Source organism: Thermosediminibacter litoriperuensis (assembly GCF_008124715.1).
GTDB classification, from domain to species: domain Bacteria; phylum Bacillota; class Thermosediminibacteria; order Thermosediminibacterales; family Thermosediminibacteraceae; genus Thermosediminibacter; species Thermosediminibacter litoriperuensis.
Map to the genome: position 1 here is coordinate 48003 of NZ_VNHO01000009.1, position 23332 is coordinate 71334.

21 protein-coding genes, 1 pseudogene and 1 riboswitch are annotated in these 23332 nt (G+C 48.5%); of the genes and pseudogenes, 15 read left to right on the top strand and 7 right to left on the bottom strand.

Annotation, left to right across the window (positions count from 1 at the left end):
- Positions 1–29: 29 nt before the first annotated feature.
- From LZ11_RS05210 to LZ11_RS05225, 3 genes and pseudogenes are all read right to left on the bottom strand, one after another.
- Entirely contained in the window at positions 30–1247 is a 1218-nt protein-coding gene (locus LZ11_RS05210) for a dicarboxylate/amino acid:cation symporter (protein WP_425473434.1), read from the bottom strand.
- A 184-nt stretch (positions 1248–1431) separates the two neighbouring features.
- Positions 1432–1986: pseudogene (locus tag LZ11_RS12700) on the bottom strand (peroxiredoxin family protein).
- Between the two features lie 93 nt (positions 1987–2079).
- Positions 2080–2748 (bottom strand): cytochrome c biogenesis CcdA family protein, encoded by a 669-nt coding sequence (locus tag LZ11_RS05225; RefSeq protein WP_170240297.1) that lies wholly within the window; start codon positions 2746–2748, stop codon positions 2080–2082.
- Between the two features lie 210 nt (positions 2749–2958).
- On the opposite strand from LZ11_RS05225, the gene LZ11_RS05230 reads away from it, so the two are divergent.
- Complete coding sequence (locus LZ11_RS05230; protein ID WP_148866851.1) at positions 2959–3678, top strand: copper amine oxidase N-terminal domain-containing protein; 720 nt, start codon at positions 2959–2961, stop codon at positions 3676–3678.
- A gap of 44 nt (positions 3679–3722) precedes the next feature.
- On the opposite strand, the gene LZ11_RS05235 is transcribed toward LZ11_RS05230, so the two are convergent.
- Positions 3723–4811, bottom strand: coding sequence for a coiled-coil domain-containing protein (locus tag LZ11_RS05235; protein WP_148866852.1), 1089 nt, complete (start codon positions 4809–4811; stop codon positions 3723–3725).
- A gap of 153 nt (positions 4812–4964) precedes the next feature.
- On the opposite strand from LZ11_RS05235, the gene LZ11_RS05240 reads away from it, so the two are divergent.
- The 6 genes from LZ11_RS05240 to LZ11_RS05265 all read left to right on the top strand — a co-directional run bounded on the left by LZ11_RS05240 (position 4965) and on the right by LZ11_RS05265 (position 11670).
- Complete coding sequence (locus LZ11_RS05240; RefSeq protein WP_148866853.1) at positions 4965–5876, top strand: DMT family transporter; 912 nt, start codon at positions 4965–4967, stop codon at positions 5874–5876.
- A gap of 20 nt (positions 5877–5896) precedes the next feature.
- Positions 5897–6928 carry an alpha-hydroxy-acid oxidizing protein gene (locus tag LZ11_RS05245; RefSeq protein WP_148866854.1) on the top strand — a complete coding sequence of 344 codons (1032 nt, stop codon included), beginning with the start codon at positions 5897–5899 and terminating at the stop codon, positions 6926–6928.
- 15 nt (positions 6929–6943) lie between these two features.
- The gene (locus tag LZ11_RS05250; RefSeq protein WP_148866855.1) at positions 6944–8317 is read left to right on the top strand and encodes a sigma-54 interaction domain-containing protein; all 1374 of its coding nucleotides are present in this window, start codon (positions 6944–6946) and stop codon (positions 8315–8317) included.
- 243 nt (positions 8318–8560) lie between these two features.
- Positions 8561–9949, top strand: coding sequence for a tryptophanase (locus LZ11_RS05255; RefSeq protein WP_148866856.1), 1389 nt, complete (start codon positions 8561–8563; stop codon positions 9947–9949).
- Between the two features lie 75 nt (positions 9950–10024).
- Complete coding sequence (locus LZ11_RS05260) at positions 10025–11554, top strand: sodium-dependent transporter (RefSeq protein WP_148866857.1); 1530 nt, start codon at positions 10025–10027, stop codon at positions 11552–11554.
- On the top strand, positions 11551–11670 hold the full coding sequence (locus LZ11_RS05265; protein ID WP_222927194.1) for a MetS family NSS transporter small subunit: 120 nt from the start codon (positions 11551–11553) through the stop codon (positions 11668–11670). The genes LZ11_RS05260 and LZ11_RS05265 overlap by 4 nt, the downstream gene beginning before the upstream one ends.
- A 32-nt stretch (positions 11671–11702) precedes the next feature.
- Here the strand turns inward: LZ11_RS05265 and ychF are convergent, their stop codons facing one another.
- On the bottom strand, positions 11703–12797 hold the full coding sequence (gene ychF, locus LZ11_RS05270; RefSeq protein WP_148866858.1) for a redox-regulated ATPase YchF: 1095 nt from the start codon (positions 12795–12797) through the stop codon (positions 11703–11705).
- Between the two features lie 167 nt (positions 12798–12964).
- Between ychF and LZ11_RS05275 the strand changes: the two genes are divergently transcribed.
- Positions 12965–13762, top strand: coding sequence for a Cof-type HAD-IIB family hydrolase (locus LZ11_RS05275; protein ID WP_170240298.1), 798 nt, complete (start codon positions 12965–12967; stop codon positions 13760–13762).
- Between the two features lie 31 nt (positions 13763–13793).
- Positions 13794–15365, top strand: coding sequence for a TolB family protein (locus LZ11_RS05280; protein WP_148866860.1), 1572 nt, complete (start codon positions 13794–13796; stop codon positions 15363–15365).
- Here the strand turns inward: LZ11_RS05280 and LZ11_RS05285 are convergent.
- Positions 15362–16078 (bottom strand): pseudouridine synthase, encoded by a 717-nt coding sequence (locus LZ11_RS05285; RefSeq protein WP_148866861.1) that lies wholly within the window; start codon positions 16076–16078, stop codon positions 15362–15364. The genes LZ11_RS05280 and LZ11_RS05285 overlap by 4 nt on opposite strands.
- A 290-nt stretch (positions 16079–16368) precedes the next feature.
- A complete protein-coding gene (locus tag LZ11_RS05290; protein WP_148866862.1) occupies positions 16369–16794 on the bottom strand; it encodes a hypothetical protein in 426 nt (141 codons plus the stop codon).
- 744 nt (positions 16795–17538) lie between these two features.
- Between LZ11_RS05290 and LZ11_RS05295 the strand changes: the two genes are divergently transcribed.
- The 6 genes from LZ11_RS05295 to LZ11_RS05320 all read left to right on the top strand — a co-directional run bounded on the left by LZ11_RS05295 (position 17539) and on the right by LZ11_RS05320 (position 23290).
- Positions 17539–17859 (top strand): hypothetical protein, encoded by a 321-nt coding sequence (locus LZ11_RS05295; RefSeq protein WP_148866863.1) that lies wholly within the window; start codon positions 17539–17541, stop codon positions 17857–17859.
- A gap of 82 nt (positions 17860–17941) precedes the next feature.
- Positions 17942–18046, top strand: a riboswitch (TPP riboswitch).
- A 153-nt stretch (positions 18047–18199) separates the two neighbouring features.
- Complete coding sequence (thiM, locus tag LZ11_RS05300; RefSeq protein WP_148866864.1) at positions 18200–18994, top strand: hydroxyethylthiazole kinase; 795 nt, start codon at positions 18200–18202, stop codon at positions 18992–18994.
- Between the two features lie 579 nt (positions 18995–19573).
- Entirely contained in the window at positions 19574–19957 is a 384-nt protein-coding gene (locus tag LZ11_RS05305) for a hypothetical protein (protein WP_148866865.1), read from the top strand.
- A 236-nt stretch (positions 19958–20193) separates the two neighbouring features.
- Complete coding sequence (locus LZ11_RS05310) at positions 20194–20523, top strand: hypothetical protein (RefSeq protein ID WP_187695055.1); 330 nt, start codon at positions 20194–20196, stop codon at positions 20521–20523.
- Between the two features lie 135 nt (positions 20524–20658).
- A complete protein-coding gene (locus LZ11_RS05315; protein ID WP_148866866.1) occupies positions 20659–21810 on the top strand; it encodes a glycerate kinase in 1152 nt (383 codons plus the stop codon).
- Positions 21811–21832: 22 nt separating this feature from the next.
- Positions 21833–23290 carry a C69 family dipeptidase gene (locus LZ11_RS05320; protein ID WP_148866867.1) on the top strand — a complete coding sequence of 486 codons (1458 nt, stop codon included), beginning with the start codon at positions 21833–21835 and terminating at the stop codon, positions 23288–23290.
- Positions 23291–23332: the final 42 nt, after the last annotated feature.

A 23332-nucleotide genomic window follows, 5' to 3' on the forward strand; every position in this document is an offset into this window, starting at 1 on the left:
AGGGAATGGGGTTTTTGCTACACATCTACTTAAAGGCTGATATCCCGATTGAGCTCCCTTTCGGTGGCGGCTACCACCACCGAGCCGGCTATATCGCCCGTCACGTTGAGACAGGTCCTGGCCATGTCGAGTATGCGGTCTATTCCCCCTATGAGGGCTATGCCTTCCAGGGGCAGGTCCACCGACTGCAGCACCATGGTGAGCATTATAAGGCCCGCGCCGGGGACTCCGGCGGTCCCTATGGAAGCCAGGGTGGCCGTTAGTATTATCACTATCTGCTGCGACAGCGAAAGGTCGATGCCGAAAACCTGTGCGACGAACAGCACGCAAACCCCCTGGTAAAGGGCGGTGCCGTCCATGTTTATGGTGGCGCCCAGCGGCAGTACAAAGCTGCATATGGACTTGGACACTCCCAGATTCTTTTCCGTCACGTCCATAGAAACAGGAAGGGTCGCCGAACTGCTGCTGGTAGTGAAGGCTACCATCATAGCCGGCGTTGCGCCTCTGAAGAATTTGGCCGGGCTCATTCTGGCAAATATGGAAACCAGAGATGAGTAGACCAGAGCGGCGTGGAGGGCGCACCCGAGGTAAACCGTTATTATTACCTTCAGCAGGGGAAGCAGCACCGAAGGGCCGTTGGCGGCGACTACGGGGACTATCAGAGCAAAAACGCCTATGGGTGCGTACTCCATGATTATCCCGACTATCTTATAGCTGATTTCGGCCAGACTGTCAAAGAAGCTTAGAACCGGTTTGCCCTTTTCACCGATTAATGTAATGGCTATCCCCAGGAAGATGGCAAATACTATGATCTGGAGCATATTGGCGTCGGCCATGGCTTTTATCGGATTAGTGGGGACGATACCCAGAATGGTTTCCACCACCGATGGCGCCTGTTGGACTTCTACTTTGGCATCCGGAGGCAGGGTCATGCCCATGCCGGGGTCAAGGATATTGCCCAGGATGAGGCCGAGAGTTACGGCAAAGGCGGTGGTGAGGAGGTAGTAAGTCAGGGTCTTGGCGCCGATTCTCCCCAGTTTCCCTACGTCACCGGTGCTGGCCGCTCCCACCACCAACGAGGAAAGGACCAGGGGCACTATTATCATTTTGATGAGGTTGAGGAAAAGGTCCCCGAAGGGTTTAATGTAGGTCGCGGCCGCACCGGGAGCCGATGTAAATAAGAGGCCTACACAGACACCTAGAATCAGACCGATCAAAATCCTGGTTGTAACTTTAAACCTCAACAGCTGACCCCCCTTGGATTATTTTATATGTTTAGTTTAGGTGTTTGACGAATTCTCACCTCCTTGTATAACCGTTAAAAATATACACAAAATAAAATATTTACAAAATTATTACAATATCCTTTTAACGAAAAGTGAATCAATGTAACAAAAATATCGATATCTACGATATCCTTTAAGATGACGGTCAGGTGGGTCTTATGCTCCCGGGCTCGCATACCAGGGAGTCCAGAATCTGTTTTGTCACCTGCCCCTCGACTCTAGCCCTGATCACCCCGTCCCCGCCGACTACCACCGTCGTTGGGACGCCTCTTATGAGATAGGACCTTACGGTTTGGGCCTTTTCGTCCTTTAAAACCGTGAAGGTGTAGCCCTTGTTTTTAATGTAAGTTTCGACTCTGCCGGCATCCCTGTCCAGGTTTATCATGAGGACCGCTACATTGTCGGGTTTCGAGGTGTTGAATTCTTCAAAGTCGGGCATTTCGGCGAGGCAGTAAGAACAGTTGAGGGATCAGAAGTTCAGGACTACCGTCTTCCCTCGCAGGTCTGAGAGCCTTACCTTCCTGCCGGAAAGGTCGGGGAGTTCAAAGTCAGGCGCGGCAAAACCCTCATAGGGTTTTACCCCGGGTTCGGGGTTGGCAGTCTCGACTTCCGGTTTCCCGCAGCCCGCAAGGTTAAGCGTTAAAAATACGATAACAGTCAGCAGGGCAAAGGTCTTAGACTTTTCCGGAAAGGACCTCATCGCTTACCTCCTAACGGAAACTTATTCATGGAATACAAACAGCAGACCGTTTAGCGCCACTGTCGCCAGGTTGTTACCTGCCGTTTACGATTTTCAAAGCCGGTTAAGGAAGAGCAGCGTTCCCATCAGTATAAGGACAGCCCCCGCAACCTTCTGAAAGAGAGGGAGGTACGGGTTAATCAGGGGTGTGAAGGCGTTGACTCTTTCGGCGGCCAGGGCCAGCAGAAAAAACGGTAGAGCGAGGCCTGCGGAGAAAATGAGAAGCAATACAGCGCCGGCTTTGAAATCCCGCGTACTGCCGGCCATTAAGAGAACCGACGACAGCACCGGTCCCAGACAGGGCGTCCAGCCCAGAGAAAAGGCGCACCCCATTATAAAAGCGGAGAGCGGCGTTACTCTCCGAAAATGCGGATGGCTCCGCCTTTCCCTCATGAAGAAGCGGATTTTCAGGGCGCTGACGAGGAACAGCCCGAAAATTATTACAAAAATTCCTGCAATTCTTGAAAGAATTATACGGTTGACCAGAAGGAATTGACCGAGGGCTGTGACCGAAAGCCCGAGTAAGAAGAAAATCAGGGAAAAACCGGTAATAAAGCCTATACTGTTGGTGATTAGAGCCGCCCTTTTTTCGAATTTGCTGGTACCGCTGCCGGCCAGGACGGCAAAATAAGCGGGCAGCAGGGGTACGGTGCAGGGGGAGAAAAAGGCCAGAACGCCGGCCAGAAATGCGGTTCCCATGCTCAGATTGCTTATTTGCGTCATCCCTCCGGCTCCCCTTCCGAGTTCTGTAATTAAATTATAACACATTTATATTAAGCCGGATGATGAAATATTCGACAGCCCGGGTTGGGGTTGTAAAAGGACTAAAGTAGGATACCTTCTGAGACCTTTGGACCATTTTATAAAAATACCTCAAAAAAGCGGGACCGGCTTTCGTATTATGTAATAGCAAAAAAAGAGGGAGGAGTTTAGATGAAAAGGGGTATATTTAAAGCTCTATGCCTTACTCTCATCCTGCTTTTCACCGTATCGACGGTAGCTCTTGCACTGCCCGGAAAGTCCGGCAACCCGGATAAGGTAAGGGGCGAGGTAAGAGTGGGGGAGAGGAAGGAACAGAAAAAATTTAAAATCGAAGAACGTATTAAGAACGACATAAAAGAAAAAATGAATATGAAGGAGTTTAACGCAAAGATAAGGGTAAATAAAAAGGAAATGAAATTTGACGTACCGCCGGTAATAAAGGACGGCAGGACGCTGATCCCGCTGAGGGCCATTATGAACGGTTTCGGAGCAACGGTAACCTGGGACCAGGTATCAAAGGCGGTCTACCTGGTAAAACAGGATATAAAAATTACAATATGTGTCGGAAGCAACACGATATACGTAAATGAAGAGCAGGTGACTTTAGATGTGCCAGCCCAGCTGATCAGCAACAGGACCTTTGTGCCCCTGAGATTTATAAGCGAGGTGCTCGGTAAAAAGGTAAATTATGACGAAACCACCGGTGATATAGACATAGAGGAAGGGCAGGAAATAGAAGAAGAGCAGGATGTCGAAGAAGAAGAAGAAGTAGAATTGGAAGAAGAGAACGATGACGACCTGGTCCAGGATAAGGTCGGGGAAGATGACGCCGGGGCCGAAGACGAAGAAGATGAGTTGGAAAATGAGGAGGAAGTAAACCCAGAGGAGTAAGGAGACCGGACAACCCCGCCTGAAGGCGGGGTTGTTTTTTTTATTTAGTATTTTTTGAGGTACAGGATGAGCTTACCCTCTTCGGTAGAGATCGAGGTAATTTTGAGATCGTAGGGTAAGGGCGGTGGAATAAAGGACAGGTCGTGGCCTTTCGTTAAATCGTGAATTACCTCCGGAGGAAGCACCACGCCGTTAAACTCCAGCCTGATGGGCTGAATTTTTATCCTGTTATTTTCCCCCAGTTCCAGCCTGCACGTAACCGAGTACAGGGGCTTTTCGTCCGGATCTTTTTCGGATACGGTAATGCCTTCCGGGCTGAAGGTAAAGTACACATTTTTGAGCTTATCGTTTCCGGAGAGAAGTTTCTCGGTGATGCTTTTATCGATAAATTCCGCTCTGGCCGTCAGGGTAAAATAGTTTACCTTCAAGCTGTCGGGGCTGATGCTGGTCCACGGCAGGGAAGACAGGTTCTTTAAAAGATAATCGAGGGATGGCAGGGCTTCCTGCCAATTTTTGCTTATTTTTTCTAGAAACGCTGTATCTTCAAGTATATTTTTAGCTTTTATAAGCTCCTGTTCTTTCAGAGCTCGGGCCTCCTGAAGCTCTTCCAGAGCTCTGCGGGCTTCTTCCTCGAGAGCCTGGATCTCTTTTTGTTTTTCCATGACATACGATTCCTCCCGTTTTTGGTAAAGTATGAGATTCCTGGTCTCCGAAATTACATTATTATAATATTCCAGCACGAAGACTATGTTGTCGAGCCGCCTTAAAAAATCGCCCATATTTTCGGCGCCGACGAGCACGGCGAGGAAAGTCCCCATGCCGCCTTTATAGCTGAATACCACCCAGCGGGCCAGCTTTTTTCTGCGCTCCTTCAGCTGGTCGTCCAGGCGGATCAGTTCCAGGCGCTTGGCGGCGAGGACCTTTTTTAATTCTCGGTTTTGGAAAGAAAGTTCATTTATCTTCCGGGTAAGAGCATGTATTTTGGAATCGAGCTTGAGAATCTCCTCAATAAGCTTCTGTTCCGCCTCGTTTTGAGAGTATACGAGCGAGGCAGAGATCGCATGGAACCGGCCGGCGTATAATGCCGTAAAAAAAATGATTGTCAGTAGAATTCCGAAGACTCTCCTGATCATTTCGGATTCCCGACCCTTTAAAAAGAGTTTTCTTTATAAAATTATTCTACTCAGAGGAAAAAATTCCCTTGTTCCCCTAGAATAAAAGCTCAGAAAAAGCTTAATGAAATCTCCGGTTTATTGTATAATGAAAATGTAAATGGGGGTGTTAGATTGACCGTAGAAACAAAGGCTTACCTGGGTTTGATGGGAGTGGCCTTTTTCTGGGGGACTTCTTTTGCGGCTTCAAAAATCGCCCTTAAAGATCTGCCTCCGATGTATCTTGCAATACTAAGGTTTTCCATCGCTTCTATAATTTTTTATGCGCTGCTCGGAAAATACTATCGTGACTACAAGATCCAGCGGAAGGATAAACCTCTTCTTTGGTTTCTCGGCGTGCTCGGCATTTCCTCTTATTTTTATATACAGTACACGGGATTGAACCTGACTACAACAGTGAACACCGCCATAATAATAGCTACGAATCCGATATTTACCGCATTGCTGTCTTCTCTGCTTTTTCACCAGGAGAGGCTTTCTTCAAATAAACTTTTAGGGATCTTGCTGGGTTTTACGGGCATATTTTTGATTTTTGCGGGTGGCACCCGGGTATCTCTCGGGGGCGCAACTATTAAGGGGGACCTTCTCATCCTGTGCAATTCCGTGGCCTGGGCTTTCTTTACCGTGATGGGAAAAAGCTTGGTGGACTCTTACGATCCCTTTGTGGTAATAGCGCACATAAACATTTACGGTACCGCTACCATGCTGCCACTGGCTTTTTCACGCTCGTTCATCTACTCGCTCATGAACGCCGGGCTTGAGACCTGGCTGGCCGCTCTTTATCTGGCCCTAACCTGTTCGGTCTTCGCATATTACATGTGGTACCGGGGAGTAAGGATCCTGGGAGCCTCCAGAACAGCCGCCTTCAATTACCTTAATCCTCTCTTTGCGGTTACTATAGGGATTCTGTTTTTGAAGGAATCATGGAACCTGTTCACCCTGGTCGGCGGAGCCGCGATTTTGCTTGGAGTATACGTGGCTTCGCTGAAGGGCGGGCAGGTGGTTTTTATAAAAAATAAAAACTAAATCAGGGGGTTGGTGTTTACATGAACATCAACGAAGTAAAGAAAAACGCCAGGGAAAAGATGAAGGGATACTGCCGGGTATGCAGGTTTTGCGACGGGGTGGTCTGCGCCGGGGAGGTGCCGGGGATGGGAGGCACCGGCACCGGTTCGTCCTTCAGGGCCAACGTGGAGGCTCTGGCACGGGTCAGGCTCAACATGAGGACCCTTCACGGCGCGAAAGACCCGGATATCACCGTAGAACTCTTCGGCAGGAAGCTTTCGATGCCCATTCTGGCTGCACCGATAACCGGCTCCGAGTACAATATGGGAGGCGCCGTGCCGGAAGCTGAATTCATACAGATGGTCATTTCCGGCAGTAAGGCGGCCGGCACCATAGGTATGTGCGGCGACGGAGGAAACCCACTGTTTTACGATTCCGGCCTGAAAGCCATCGAAAAAGAAAGGGGCCACGGTATAGCCGTCATGAAACCAAGGGAGAACGACGTGGTCTTACGGATGGCGGAAAGGGCGAAAAGTATAGGAGCAGTTGCTGTAGGTATGGACGTGGATGGAGCGGGACTTATCACCATGGCCCTGATGGGACAGCCGGTCGGGCCCAAGACTAGGGAAGAGCTGGAGGAAATCATATCGAAGGTCGATTTGCCCTTCATGCTGAAGGGGATAATGACGGTGGACGAGGCCGAGCTAGCCTATGAAGTTGGCGCAAAAGCTATAGTTGTATCCAACCACGGAGGCCGGATACTGGACAGCACACCGGGAGTGGCGGAAGTCCTGCCGGCCATCGCTGAAAGGCTTAAGGGAAAGATCACCATCCTGGCTGACGGGGGCGTGAGATCCGGCGTGGATGTGCTGAAATACCTGGCACTGGGGGCCGACGCCGTGCTGGTGGGAAGGCCGGTGATAATCGGCGCTTACGGTGGGGGTGCCGAAGGAGTGAAGTTGGTGCTGGAGACTATGGCAAAGGAGCTCAAGCAGGCGATGATACTGACGGGGTGCAGGGATATAGCTTCGATAGGCGATTACGTCATTTATAAACCCCGGTATCAACATTAGCTCTGGAGGGATTGCATGCAGAAACTGGGGAGGATGATATCGGCCATAGAGGTGATCCTGAAGCACGTACATGAGGGCATTGTCATAGCCGATAGCGAGGGCAGGGTTGTTTATGTTAATGATGCCAACCAGAGAATAACCGGCCTTGACAACAGCAGGATATTCGGTTGCTATGTAAAGGATGTAGTGCCGGAATCCTCCATACCGGAAGTCATAAAAACGGGGATGGAGAAGCTGGGGGTAAAGACCAGAGTTAACGATAAATTTGTAATATCAAATATAGTTCCCATATACGATGGCGGTGAGATAATCGGCGCTATATCGGTCTTCCTAGATGTGACCGAATTGGAAAATTTGAATATGAAGCTAAAGAGGGCCGAAGAGCGTATAAATCACCTCTCGAAGCAGCTTTCGACGTTTCTGGGCGAGGGGGACCTGATAGTGGGTAGAAACCCTCTCATGCAGAAGGCGGTGAACCTTGCTCAAAAAGCCGCCTCTTTTTCATCCAACGTGCTGATAACCGGAGAAAGCGGTACCGGAAAGGAGATCCTCGCGCGATTCATTCACAATAACGGACCAAGGAAGAATAAACCGTTTATAGCCGTAAACTGTGGGGCTATACCGGAGACCCTGCTGGAAAGCGAACTTTTCGGTTATGAGCCGGGGGCGTTTACCGGTGCCGGACTCCGGGGAAAACCGGGCCTTTTCGAACAGGCCGACGGCGGCACCATATTTCTCGACGAAATCGGAGATATGCCTCTCTCCCTCCAGGTAAAGCTGCTGAGGGTTCTCCAGGACAGGGAAGTTAGGAGACTGGGCAGCTCCCGGAAGATAAAGCTGGATGTCAGGGTCATCGCCGCCACCAATAAAAACCTGGAGGAAATGGTCAAAAACAGGAGTTTTCGAGAAGACCTCTATTACAGGCTGAACGTCATAAAAATATCCCTTCCGCCTCTCCGGGACAGGAAAGAGGATATACCCGTTTACGTGAGACACCTGGTGGAAAAGCTGTCCCGGCGTATGGGCAAGAATTGTCCCAAAGTGACTCCATCAGCGATGAAGCTGTTGATGAGGTACGACTACCCGGGTAATATAAGGGAGCTGGAGAATATCCTGGAAAAGAGTCTGATAATGGATGAGGACGACATACTAGACCACAGGGATCTGCCCGAGCTTATACCACACCCGGAAAGCAGGCGGATCTACCCCGAGTCCGAAAAACACTGGCCTACTCTGAGCGAGGTTGAAAAAAACCTTATAAACCGTGCCCTTTCGTCTTTCCCCAGCAAGGTCGAAGCCGCCAGGGCGCTGGGCATTTCAAGAGCTACCCTTTTACAGGAAATTGAGAGAGTACGGCATTATGTAAGTTCACAAACTAAACGGGCATAATTGCCGGAAGGCTTCTGTATCATAATGATATAAACGATTTATGGAATAATTCAAACAATGTATCAAAATGATACCAGTAAGTCCCATGTGTTTCATATATAAACACGCGGTCCGTAATACCAGATCCGGTTAAAAATGAAGAGGCCTGTACAATAGGAATTCCGGGTTCCGTGAAATATTTCGAGCATGGTATAAAAATTGCTATATAACAATAGCGGAAAAAATTCACGGGGAGGTTTTCAAATGCTGGACGATCTCACGAAAATGGCGGAACCCTACCGCATCAAAATGGTGGAACCCCTGAGGGTGTTATCCAGGGAGGAAAGGATACAGAAGATAAAGGAAGCGGGCTATAATCCCTTTATGCTGAAGTCGGAGGACGTATATATAGATCTTCTGACCGACAGCGGCACTTCGGCCATGAGCGACTATCAGTGGGCCGGAATGATGATGGGGGACGAAGCCTACGCCGGCAGCAGGAACTTCATCCACCTTTGCGAAGCGGTAAAGGACATTTTCGGCTACAACTACATGGTACCTACTCACCAGGGCAGGGGTGCCGAGAGGGTGCTGTTCCCGCTGCTTATAAAGAAGGGACAGTACGTTATCGGCAACATGCACTTCGATACGACCAAAGCTCATATCGAGATGGCGGGCGGTATTGCGGTCAATATGGTAATCAAGGAAGCCGAGGACACCGAAAATTACCACCCCTTCAAAGGCAACTTCGACGTGGAACGGATGGAGAAGTTCATCCGGGAAGTGGGTCCCGAAAACATAGCTTTTATACTCGCCACCGTTACGTGCAACAGCGCCGGCGGCCAGCCCGTTTCCATGGAGAACATAAAAGAAGTAAAGCGGGTCGCTGATAAGTACGGCATAAGGCTCTTCATTGACGCGGCTCGTTTCGCGGAAAACGCTTATTTTATCAAGCAGAGGGAAAAGGGATATGAAAATAAGTCGATTAAGGAGATCGTAAGGGAAATGTTCTCTTACGCCGAAGGCTTTACCATGTCGGCCAAGAAGGATGCACTGGTGAACATCGGAGGAATGATCGCGATAAAGGACGACGAGGACCTCTTCAGGAAGGTGCAGAACATGGTCGTGCCTCTGGAAGGATTCGTAACTTACGGCGGCCTTGCCGGCAGGGATATGGAGGCCATGGCAAGGGGCCTGGAGGAAGGGTTAAGCGAGGATTACCTGTACTGGAGGATCAACCAGGTGAAGTACCTGGGCGATAAGCTCAGAGAAGCCGGGATACCCATCCAGTACCCGACCGGCGGCCACGCCGTGTTCATCGACGGCAAGAAATTCCTGCCTCACGTCCCCCAGGAGCAATTCCCGTCCCAGGCCATCTGCGTTGAACTTTATATAGAAGCGGGTATCAGGGGAGTTGAAGTCGGAGCACTCCTGGCGGGCAGGGACCCGGTAACCGGGAAGGAGATTCTCCCTGCAATGGATTTCGTGAGACTCACCATACCGAGAAGAGTTTACACCAACAGTCACATGGATGTGGTGGCCGAGGCTGTAAAGAGGGTCTACGCCAGAAGGGACAGCATAAAAGGGCTGAGGTTCGTCTACGAGCCCCCGATTCTGAGGCACTTTACCGCCAGGCTCGAGCCGGTAGAGTAAATAAAACTGCGCCCGGGGAAGGAACCGGGCCTCCCCCGGCGTAAAAATTCAAAATATTACGAAGGGGTGCAAGGGATGGAAAAGTTAGAAAGAGATCAGTGGAGGTCCAGGGCCGGTTTTATTTTTTCCACGGTAGGAGCCGCCGTAGGTCTCGGTAATTTCTGGAGGTTCCCCTTTATGGCTTACGAGAACGGCGGGGGTGCCTTTCTGCTCCCGTATTTCTTCGCCCTGCTCACCGCCGGGGTTCCCCTGATGATAATGGAGTTTTCCTTCGGCCATAAGATGAGGGGCGGTGCCACTCTCTCCTTTGCAAAACTGGGCAGGAAGTACGAGTTTATCGGCTGGTGGCAGACGATGGTGCCTCTCGTAGTGATGTGTTATTATTCCACTATCATTGCCTGGAGCTTAAATTACCTGGTGTTTTCGATCACCCGGTCCTGGGGCGCCGATCCCAACGCGTTTTTCGGCGGTAAGTTCCTTGGAGTCAGCAGCGGTCCGTGGGATCTGGGAGGATTTCGCTGGAACATCGCCCTGGGCGTAATTGCGGTATGGTTTTTGAATTACTACATAACCAGAAGGGGGATTTCCCAGGGTATTGAAAAAGCCTGCCGCATAATGACACCGCTTTTAGCCGTGCTTCTGGTCATTATTACTTTAAGGGGGTTGACCCTCCCCGGAGCAGCTTACGGCCTAAACTGGTTCCTGAAACCCGAATTCTCCAAAATAATGAACGCAAAGGTTTGGATTGCCGCTTACGCCCAGGTGTTTTTCTCCACCACGCTGGCGGTGGGCGTAATGATAGCTTATGCCAGTTACCTGCCCGAGAAATCCGATATAGTCAACAACTCTTTCATAACGGTGTTTTCCAACTCCAGCTTCGACTTTCTGGCCGGGCTAGCGGTGTTCAGCACGCTGGGCTATGTGGCCGTGGCTTCCAACGTGCCCTTTGAACAGGTTGCTTCCAGCGGAGCCGGCGTGGCCTTCGTGGCCTTTCCCAAGGCGATAAGCATGCTCCCCATGCCCAGGTTCATGCAGAGCCTTTTCGGAATTATGTTCTTCTTCGCGCTGTTTATAGCGGGCATATCTTCGAGCATCTCCATGCTGGAGTCTTTCGCCACAGCAGCCCTCGACAAGTATTCCATGACCAGGGAAGACATAATCAAGCGCATCTCCATCGGCGGTTTTATCGGCAGCATGTTAATTGCAACGGGTGCCGGTGTGCACATACTCGACATCGTCGACCACTTCGTCTCCAGCTACGGCATCGCACTGCTCGGCCTTATCGAAGCCATAGTGCTGGGGTACATCTACGGCACCTCAAGGATAAAGGAACACGCGAACCTTTATTCTGATTTCAAAATCGGTTGGTGGCTTGATTTCTGCGTTAAGTTCCTAACACCGCTCATACTGGGCTACATGTTTGTGCAGAACATCGTAAACGAATTCAAAGCCCCCTACGCCGGTTACCCCTTGAGTGCGGTAATTGCCTTCGGGTGGAGCGTCGCCGTGGGCATGCTTGTAATGGCGCTTTATCTTTCCAGCCGGCCCTGGACCAGGGTACAGCCCGAACTTGAAATTAACGATAGGGCGGTGAGTGAGGAATGACCTACACCGGAATGGAACCCGGAGCGGTGGCCATGTTGATTTTCGGCGTAGTGCTCCTCTACGGAGGACTAGCCATGTTCATCTCAATAGCGCTCAAAAAATCCAAGAATGCTTAAAAATCAAGGCGGGTGATTACCCGCCTTTTAATTTATACATTGAACCTGAAAAGAATGACATCCCCGTCCCGCACTACGTAATCTTTGCCTTCCAGGCGGACGAGACCCCTTTCTTTTGCAGCCTGCTGGCTGCCGCAGGCCATCAGATCGTCGTAGGAAATCACTTCGGCCCGTATGAACCCCCGCTCGAAGTCGCTGTGGATCCTGCCGGCGGCCTGGGGCGCTTTTGTGCCCTCCCGTATGGTCCAGGCCCTTACCTCTTTAGGACCGGCGGTGAAAAAAGTTATGAGTCCCAGCAGGCGGTATCCGGCCCTGATAACCCTGTTCAGCCCCGGTTCATCAAGGCCGTAGGCCGAAAGGAGCTCGACTTTTTCCGGATCGGCAAGGTCTGAAAGTTCGGCTTCCACTCTGGCGCAGATGGAGATAACCTGGGAACCTTCTTTTTCGGCGTATTCCTTAACCCTTTTGACCAGTTCGTTTTCCCCGCCGGCAATCAGGTCGTCTTCGGAGATGTTGGCCACGTAGAGCACCGGTTTTGAAGTGAGAAGGCAAAGCTGCCTTACAATTTTCTGCTCCTCTTCGGTTAAATCCACGGCCCTGGCGGGCAAATTTTTCTCCAGAGATTCCTTCAGGCGCTCCAGCACCGAAAGTTCCTCCAGGTACTGCTTTTCTCCAGATTTGGCCTGTTTGCTGACTCTTTCTATCCGGCGTCCCAGGGTTTCGAGGTCGGCGAATATCAGTTCCAGATTTATGGTTTCGATATCCCTGATCGGGTCGACGCTGCCGTCCACATGGACCACGTTGGGGTCTTCGAAGCACCTGACTACATGGGCTATAGCATCCACTTCGCGGATGTGAGAAAGGAATTTATTCCCTAGACCTTCGCCGCGGCTGGCCCCCCTGACCAGGCCTGCAATGTCGACGAACCTGATGGTGGCGGGTGTCACCTTCTGGGGATTTTCCAGCTTTGCAAGCACGTCCAGCCTGCCGTCCGGTACGGCCACCACTCCCACGTTGGGCTCTATGGTGCAGAATGGGTAATTGGCGCATTCGGCTCCCGCTTTTGTTATAGCATTAAAAAGGGTGCTTTTGCCTACATTGGGCAGCCCCACTATACCGATCTCCATTTTTTTACTCCTTTCGAGATTTTATCCCACTTTTTGTATTATACCAGCCCAAAGATCGACTGTAAACACAGCGTTACTAGTTTGCGACTAAGGCAGGATTTTTGAGCCGTGATATAGAAAATAATACCGTAGAACCAGCAAATTTTGAACTAATGGAGGAAGATCAAATGAAGTACAGGCTTGTCGTAACGGACCTGGACGGAACGTTGCTCGACAACGAAAAAAGGGTGTCTGAGGCCAATATAGAAGCGGTAGAAAGGCTGAGAAAGGCAGGGATCATGTTTACAATAGCCACCGGCAGGGGGGAAAGGGCGGCAGGACCTTTCATAAAGCTGCTGGGGATAGACATGCCGGCGATCCTGTTCAACGGCGGTGAGATTTATGACCCTTTGAGAGGGCCGGTTTACGTCAGGTACATGGAAAAAGACGTTTTTCACCTGGTGATAGACCACTTCAGGAACAGCGAAATCGGGATAGTCACCTTCCGGCACGACCGGATATTTATAGCCGGCTTAAAACCGACCCACAAACTTTATCTTGAAAGGGAAAAGGTTAAATTTGAAAGGCTGAAGGATCCGGCGGAAGTCGACGAAGTAAATAAGATCCTGCTGGTGGGCGATGTAAGCCTCGCCGTAAAGATGATGGCCGAGCTCGAGGGAAAAACCGGAGTCCGTATAAATTACGTGCAGTCGGACAGGTTTTACCTGGAGGTAATACCGGATGGGGTTTCAAAAGGGGAGGGGTTGAGAAAGCTGTGCGATATCCTGGGGATTGACCGGCAGAGCGTTGTAGCGATAGGGGATAACATGAACGACCTTTCCATGATAGCGTTCGCCGGCCTGGGGGTAGCCGTAGAAAACGCCGAGGAAGGGATAAAAAGGGCGGCGGGATTGATAGTGCCCGCCAACACTGAAGACGGCGTGGCCTATCTATTAAAGAAGATTATCGACGGCGATATTGGCTAAATTAGATTAAAAAGAACAGGGGGGCATAAGTATGGCCAAAATCTTGCGCAAAATAACGGCTGCTTTTATTATTCTCATAATGGTTGCGGGTCTTGCCGGCTGCAGGAAGGTCGATACGCCAACGCCGGAGCAGCCCGGGCAGGCAATTCCTCCCGCGGTTGAACAGCCCCGGGTCTTGAGCCCGGACGGCGCCGTCATAGAATTTTCGAAGACTGGGGCCGGGGGAGAAGCGGTGAATGTCACTCTTAAAGGAGGAGATGTGGATTACTACAAGGGTGACGAGCTGATTTCTCCCGATTTCAGGTGGGCCTCCTTTTCAGCGGCTGAAGAGGATTTCGGGCAGGGACTCTGGGTGTTCGCCCTCGACGGTTCCCGCGCCCAGCTTGTTGAAAGAATCCAGGGCGAGGACTTCGAGACGGGCGCAGTCAGGGTGTGGTTGCTGGGCTGGGACGACGGTGACAATTTGATATACGCTGTTTCGGGGAAATTCAAAGAAGGAGAATATGAGGGCAGAGAAGGGCTTCTTTTCAACAAATTTAATCCGGAAAGCGGAGAAAAGAAGGAGATCGGCAGGTTGCCTCTGAAGGACGGCTACTGGAGCCGCATGATGTTTATCAGGGCGAAAAATACGGTTTTCGTGGATCTCATAACCGAAATCTGGAAGATTAACGTAGCCAAAGGCGGAATCTCGCCTCTTAAAAGGGGACTACCCTCTTACGACGGGCTCTTTTTCCCCAGGCTGTCTCCCGGCGGAGACCACTTCACTTATGAAAAGTACGAGCCGGAAGGGAACGGTATTTACATACTCGATACCACTACCGGTGAAGAAAAATTGCTGGTAAAAGGCGGGGAAGTGATGCACTTTTCACCCACCTGGTCTCCCGACGGCCGGCACATAGCCTACTATTCAGCTGGAAAGGACGGAGAAGGCTATTTCGACCTGATACAGGGTGAGAATTACCCTTATCCGGTGGGAGACGCCATAGGAATAGTCAGTGTAAAAGATGGTAAGAATTCAAAAATTGAGATACCGGGTAAAAAGGTGGGCTATGTGAGCTGGAGCCCCGACGGAACCGCTTTCCTGTTTTCCGCCATTTCCGCGGAAAAAGCAGAGGAGATAAAGGAAAAGAGTTTCAGCGCTGAGGAAGAGGTTTATAAAATACCTTGGGATGGGCTGTACATGGCGGATATATCGGGGAACGTTACGGAGATAACCGGCGGGCTCGGGCCTTCGGTGGCCGCATTATTAAATAGAGACAGGAGCGCCGCGTATTTTGTCGAGATGAGCGGTACGGGTTCCGACAATGAGCTTTGGTACCTGCCCGTTGGTCGGGATAAGATGAAGCTGAATCCCGATGGGGTAGAAAGATGGATAGTGAGCGATGACGGTATTACCCACTACAGAGGGAATCCGGTGCTGGCAGGGTACCTGCAGGACGGGTCCTTCAGGCTGTACGTATTCGACGGGGAAAAAGCGAATACCGTTTTTTCCGGTAACGGTAATCTCTGGCGCTATACCGTTGTCGGTAATTACCTGGTGCTCTCCTATACAGCGGCAGAAAGCCAAACAGAAAAACTTTGTTTTATTAAGCTTGAAAACTAAAGTAATCTCCTTATCTCCTCGCCTGTGAGCTCGCGCCACTCACCCGGGTTCAGGTCTTCGTCCAGTTTTAACGGGCCCATGGAAAGGCGCTTCAGATAAGTTACTTCTTTGCCCCGGGCTTTCATCATCCGCTTGATCTGGTGGAACTTGCCCTCGTAAACCGTTATCAGAGCCGAAGAGACCTCTCCGGCTTCCAGTATTTCCAGTTTTGCGGGGAACGCCCTGTAATCACCGAGGAAAATACCTTCTTGAAAGGCCCTGACATCTTCCTCCACGAGGCGCCCCTTTACCTCTACGTAGTAGACCTTTTCGACTTTTTTTCTGGGGGATAACAGTCTGTGGGCGAGTTGCCCGTCGTCGGTGAGGAGGAGCAGTCCTTCCGCGTCTTTGTCCAGCCTGCCTACGGGAAAGAGATTTCTGTGGGAAAATTCATCTTCCAGCAGATCTATTACCGTAGTTTCCCGCCTGTCGTGAGTGGCGGAAATAACCCCTTTGGGTTTGTTCATCATGATGTATATATATTCTTTGAAAATCAGCGGCTCGCCGTAGACGGATATTGAATCAACGGCAGGGTCCACCGGTGCACCGGCATCGGTGACGACCCGGCCGTTTACTTCTACTTCTCCCCGCTTTATTATCTTCTTCACATCCTTGCGGCTGCCGTAACCCGACATGCTCAGGACCTTGTCCAGACGCTCTGTTTTTCCAGCCATTTTACAAACCTCGCTTGTGGATAAAATTTTAACATAATAATATCATTCCAGCGATAAAAAAACAAAAGCTTTTTCTCACAAAAGCTTTGCAATTTCTTCACAATTTTAATATACAATGAGGTCAGGTAAAAAGATGTCCAAAAGGGGTGAAGTTCTGAAGATGGGCTGGTTCTGCCACGGATGGGGATGGGGGGAGTAACAAGGGAAGAGTTTGAAAAAATGAAGGAGGATCTCGGCAGGGTATAGTTAAAAAACACAAGGGTACTTTTAGGTACCCTTGTGCCGCTTATTTACTTCACGATCGCATACAGGAAATTAGCCATCAGGTGCTGAAATTCTTCGGTTTTCATGAGGCTTAAAAACAGCGGAATCCACTTGTCGGCAGGCAGTATTGTGCCATCCTGAGTAGTGTATTCGAGGTTTTTGCCTTCAAGCTTCATCTGCGCTTTTTCTGTGATTTGAGAAAAGCTCTCTAATGCGGACTTTGTAAGGTCTATGGAATTGGATATTTTATTCAGGGCCTCTTTTAGGTTTCCCGTGGCTATGGCCTGCCGGAGAAACTTTTTGCCGACAGCGGTGATTGAAACAGCTTCTTTTTCGGAATTTCGCGCGCCTTCACCTTCGGCATTTGTTTCGTGCTTTTTAAGTTCATTTTTTATTAAACTTTCCTGTTCTTCAAGCTCTTTTAGCGCTTTTTCAAGTTCCTCTTTGTTCATGGATAACCCCCCTTCTGTTGGCTTTTAGAGCTAATATATAATATGAAGTATCCTTAAATCTTGCCCTTGGGGCGTAACGGTAAAGCCGGGCTAGTATCAAAAAGCCCCGGATGTATATACTACATCCAGGGCTTTGCTGCTCTAGCAGTCTGATTTTAGTTGCCAAGAATTATTATGATTATCGGCAGGAAGAATATAATTATGATGATTGGGATGAAGATCCACCACCACCACTGGAAGCTGGTGAGTTCAGGCATTGCTGCACCTCCTTTCTACCGTCTCCTACTTCATAATATGCCTTAAGTAAAATGTGTGCTACTCCGGAGAAAGCTGCCTGGTGAAAAGCTCCGGAAGGCAGTGCCCCCGGAGCTTTTTTAAGCGTTTAGGCCGACTGACCAAGCACTATTATGATGATCGGGAAGAAGAATATTATTATGATTATGGGGATAAACAGCCACCACCACCAGCTGAAGCCGGAACCGGGTTTTGCGATTTCGGGCATCTTGGCACCTCCTTTTTAACCGTTTCTACTGATATAGTATGCAAGGGATATTTTTGTGTGAATGGAAGGAATGAAAAGGACTACCCTTTAATATAGAAAAAATTAACAAATTTATAATCATATAGGTTTATTGCCATAATAAAACGGAGTTACGAGAATTTTTCAGCATATTAATTCCCTTTAAGGTTATTCTAGTTATGGAGAAGAAAAACTGTGCCTTCTGGTGGCAAGGGAGTGATTTTATGCTGTCTTTCAGGCCTTTTTTGGCTGGCGCCTTTGTCGCCGCGCTGGCTTATGTCCTGAGCCCTGAAGTCAAAAAAAGGGTCAGGCCCATGGTCGAGAAAGGCATGGAACGGATGTCGGGCATGACCGAAAAGGGAAAGGAAACTGTGCTGGAAAAAAGGATGAAGACCGGAGACGAACAGGTGGACCAGCTGGGTTATTATGAGGAACTGGAGCGGTTGAAAGAAGAGAGAAACCAGTATTTGAATGAAATCAAGGAGTTAAAAAAATTGGTAAATCAACTGTATGATGAAATTAGGGAACTAAAAAACAAAAGCTGAGAGAGCCGTCCACCACGGCTCCATTTTTTTATCCCCGTTGACACTCGGCGGTTTTTTGTATATAATTCTGCCAAAACTGAATAAAAACTACCGGGGGTGCTGCGGAAAGCGGCTGAGACGGGAATTATCCCGAACCCTTGAACCTGTTTGGGTAATGCCAGCGGAGGGAGGGTAGTTGCTTATTACGTTTTTCGTACCCCCGTGGTACGAATTTTTATTTTTTGGAGAGGCGGCTTACGAGGCCCGGGGAGAAAAACCTGCTGCGCCATGGACTTGGTAACCAGTTTCCTGGGCAAAAAAAGAGCGAATGCTGATCTTGAGAAACCGGAGGGTGGTAAAAATGATAGAAGGTCTTTTAGAAAAAGTGCGAAGCCAAAAACCCCTTGTCCATCACATAACCAATATTGTGACAGTCAACGACTGCGCCAACGTCACGCTGGCGATTGGAGCCCTGCCGGTGATGGCTCACGCCCTGGAAGAGGTTGAGGATATGGTGAGTGCGGCGTCGAGCCTTGTGCTGAACATCGGCACGCTTACGCCAAAACAGGTGGAAGCTATGATAAAAGCCGGCAAAAAGGCAAATGAGCTGGGGGTGCCTGTGGTGCTGGATCCGGTGGGGGCCGGAGCCACGCCCCTTAGGACCGAAAGCGCCAGAAGGATATTGAAAGAGGTCAAAGTATCGGTAGTAAAGGGCAACAGCGCCGAAATCGGAGTGCTCGCCGGTGCCGGCGGAGAGATCCGGGGGGTCGAAGCCGTCGGCAGCAGCGAAAACCTTTTGACAGCCGCAAAGAAAATGGCAAAAGGCCTGGGGTCCACTGTTGTGATATCGGGAGTAAAAGATATAGTTACCGACGGGGATAGGGTAGCGTATGTGGACAACGGTCACCGCTGGATGGGAACCATAACCGGCGCGGGATGCATGCTGGCGTCGGTGATCGGCAGCTTCTGTGGTGTGGAAAGGGATTGCTTCAAAGCTTCCATTGCAGCCCTGGTCGCCTTCGGCCTCGCCGGAGAACTGGCGGCGGAAAGACCGGAAGTCCGCGGCCCGGCGAGCTTCAAGGTGTGCTTCTTCGACGAACTTTACAATTTAACGGAAGAAAAGATACGAGCGGGGATGAAATATTCGCTGGCATAAGGAGCGGGAAAACCCCGCTCTTTTTTATTTCTTAAAATAGCTACAAACTGTGTGGGAGGAATAAAAAAAATTTATTGATTTTCGGGAAATTTTTGTATATTATAGGAAAGACAGGATACTGTCACCTTATTTAAGGGGAGAACAGAAATGAGGTTTATTTTTAACAAATTTGTTTTATTTTTTTCAATCATATTTGTTATTTTGTTTACCGCCAATCTTTATGAACCTACAGCTTTGGATTTTATCGGGGCGATTGTTGGCGGGCTTATATCGGGAATAATTGTAGGAATGATTTTGTATGTTGTCCATAAGATCTTAACTTAAGGAGTGATTAGATGGGTACAAGATTCTTTAAAATAGGTTTAGCTGGCTTGGTGCTAGTATTTCTAATGGTAGCTTCCGTTTATTACATAAAGGCCAATTCGTCTCAAGATGATACGTTGAGAACAATTACTTCTACCAACGGTGAAACTATAGTATTAACAGACATACAGGTTTTACAGCAGCATAGAGGAGTTAACTAAAGCTGCTGACGTGGTTGTTGTTGGCAGAGTAGTTGAAAAGGGTGGTAGTCGTAATTTGGAACGTGATCCCGCCGATCCTAAAAGGGAGGCTAAAGATCGAAAGTGTATGAGCCAGGAATACAAAGTTATAGTGGAAGAGTGGATTAAAGGTTCGGGAGAGAAACAGTTGCAGGTAGTTTATCCTGAATATACTATAACTACTGAAGGAGAAAGAATTGATGAACCATATATCGCGTTAAAACCCGGCCATCGTTATTTGCTCTTTCTGCATAAAGACGTCTCGAATAATTTTTACAGCGGTGTGGGTGAACCCTGGCAATTCCAGTTACTAAATAGCAAAGCACAAATGCAAACGGCTTATGAGGGAAAAGAACTTGAAAAGTTAATGGCTTTCACTGAAGACGAACTACTGAGGCAGGTACGCGACGCATCCCGGTAACTCATAAACTCAAGTGACGTTTAATCACCTTCCATATAACGGGGCGCAATTCACATGGAGATAAAAGGGGCGTTTTACGCCCCCTTATTATTTATAAAGAAACATTCGGAAGGTACTTTCTCAAATCACACGCTGGTTATACAATTAATTTTTAAAAAATGCGGTTATATTTTGGACCGGTTATGGCCTCTTTTTATACATAGAGAAAAGATACGATGAAAAGGGGGGTGCACTTCATGGAAATGTTTACTTACGATTTTCTGAGCACGCTAACGGGAACGGTGACCGCAACGGTACTCGTGGTAGAATTTTTAAAAGAACTGGGTCCTATAAAAAAAATACCCACCCGGTGGGTGGTGTTCGCCGTATCGGAAATGATAGTTATAATCACGAGCATTGCAAGGGGGAACTTCGGGATAATAAATCTACCGCTGTATTTTTTGAACGGATTGCTAGTTACCACCTTAGCAATGGGCAGCTGGCACCTGCTCTGCGACAATCTTCAGAGCATCGCGGTTAACCGCCGGATTTACATGCCTCCCAGCAGATGGAAGACGTTGAAATAGCGGGTTTTCCCGTTTATTTTTTTGTCATTTTGCTCAAAAAAGGCAAAAAGATTTTAATGCAATTGAGCAAAGTGAATATTTCAAATTTATAAATATTGGGATAAAATTAAATAAAAAGCGGAACCGGAGGTTCATATGAAGGTTGTAATCGCACCTGATTCCTTTAAGGGAAGCCTTACTTCACTTCAGGCTGCAAATGCCATGGAAAGAGGCGTCATGAAAGCTGCGTCCAGCACCAATGCGGATGTGGAGGCATATAAAATTCCGATGGCCGACGGCGGTGAGGGCACCGTGGAAGCGGTAATATGTGCCGCGGGCGGGAGAATCGTAAAAACACGGGTTCTCGACCCGCTGGGGAGGATGATTGATTCTTTTTTCGGCGTGCTCCCGGACGGTACCGCTGTACTAGAAATGGCTGCGGCTTCGGGGTTAAATCTTTTGAAACCCGGAGAAAGGAACCCCATGGTGACCACCACCTACGGCACCGGTCAGCTTATAAAAGCAGCGATGGATTACGGATGCAGAAAACTCATAATAGGCATAGGCGGCAGTGCCACCAACGACGGCGGGGTAGGCATGGCCCAGGCTCTAGGCATAAAGTTTCTCGATGCAGAAGGCAAGGAGATAGGTTTCGGCGGAGGTGAGCTTTCGAGAATAGAGAGAATAGATATTTCGGGACTTGACCCCAGGGTAAAAGAAGCCGATATAGTTGTGGCGTGCGATGTGAAGAACGTTCTGTGCGGTCCGGGAGGTGCGTCGGCGGTCTACGGGCCTCAAAAAGGTGCTACTCCGGAAATGGTGAAGATTTTGGACGAGAACTTAAGGCATCTTGCGGAAGTGATAAAAAAGGACCTTGGAAAAGATATAGCTGAAGTCCCCGGTTCCGGTGCAGCGGGCGGCCTTGGGGCGGCTTTAATAGCTTTTTTAAATTCACAATTACGGCCGGGAATAGAGATTATTATGGATATAACGCATTTTTCTGATAGAGTTTCGAAAGCGGACCTGATAATTACAGGAGAAGGTTGCACTGATTACCAGACCCTTTTCGGCAAGGTGCCCTTTGGGATCGGACAAGTTGCGAAAAGATTTAATAAGCCGGTGATATGCATTTCCGGCTCTCTTGGAGAAAATTATGAGCAACTATATGATGCGGGAATCACGGCATTGTTCAGCATAACAAATAAGCCCATGACGCTGGAAGAGGCCATGGAAAGGGGGGAAGAGCTGCTGGAAAAAGCTGCGGAAAATGTGTTTAGAGTATATTGTTTGAGGGTAATAGATTTTTAAAATAAATTAAGAGGGGATTGTTATGGCACTAAAAAGCAACTCGAAACAAAATTTGCCTTGGAGTTGTGATACTTTTGTCGTATTGCCGGATGTAACGGCAAACGGGGCAGTGATGTTAGGCAAGAATAGTGATAGACCTGTTTTTGACTGTCAGCCTTTAATGTATTTTCCCGCTAGAAAACATGAAGCTGGGTCAAAAATTAAACTCTCTTATGTTGAGATTCCACAAGCAGAAGAGACGTATGCAACGATTGGATCTTCTCCTTATTGGTGCTGGGGATATGAAGAAGGTATTAATGAGTACGGAGTGGCTATTGGCAATGAAGCAATTTTCACCAAAGATCTAGCAGAAGCGGCCGAAGCTGCGAAGAAAGGTGAGAAAATACCAGAGGGTATTTTGGGAATGGAATTGCTAAGACTCGGGTTGGAACGAGGGAAAACGGCGAGAGAAGCATTGGAAGTAATGACAACTTTAATCGAGGAATACGGGCAATGGGGTTCAGGAGTTCCTACGTCCGATCACTCTAAGGGAGCTTATAATAATTCCTACATTATTGCAGATAAAACTGAAGCATGGGTATTGGAAACAGTAGGTAAACACTGGATTGCAAAAAGGGTGGGTAGTGGTTACGCGGCTATTTCTAATGAACCCAGTATTCGTAATAAGTGGGATTTAATGAGTGATCACTTGATCGAAAATGCTATTTCGAAAAAATGGTGGCCGGAAGAAAAACGAGACACGTTTGATTTTGCTTTTGCTTATACGGATTTTAAAAGACCATTACAATTATCTCATATTCGAGCACAGCGTATGCGTCAACTTTTAAAACAAGCTTTGGTAGAACAAGGGAAGGTAAGCTTCGAATGGATGAAACGCATCCTTAGAGACCATTATGAAGATACATTCCTTGAAGGACCATATTTTAATGCAGCATTACCGGATTTTCTTACTATTTGTATGCACTCTTCACCTGCCGGATTTACTTGGGGCAACACCGCATCTTCATCCATATTTATTCTTCCAAAAGATGATGATCATTTACCGGTATTATGGTGGACACCTGTAACTCCTTGTACCGGGCTTTATCTACCTATTTTTATATATGGGAAGGGGTTACCTGAAATTCTCTCAAACGCAGGGACTGTTGGTAAACAGGTAATTGCGCCACCTGAGGTTAAAGAAGATACTTTCTCGGAAAACTCCTATTGGTGGATTTTTAAGGATCTTTTAGAAACAATTAAAGGTGATGAGTATGGAAGTAGGTTTGAAGTTAGACAAAAGATTGTGAGAGAGATTTTTGATGAGCTGGAAAATAGCTGGATTATAAAAACAGCTGCTGTAGAACGTGACGCCGTTTCTCTTATGAAAGAAGGGAAAGATGAAAAAGCAGCTGAGTTGCTCTGGAATTTTACTGCGAGTTGTGTTAACGAAGCATTAGCCACAGTAAAAAAAGTAAAGGATATCATTTCTTCCGTCTAAATAAAGACGTTTCTAAAAGCCTAGCCATTACTTAATCTTTAG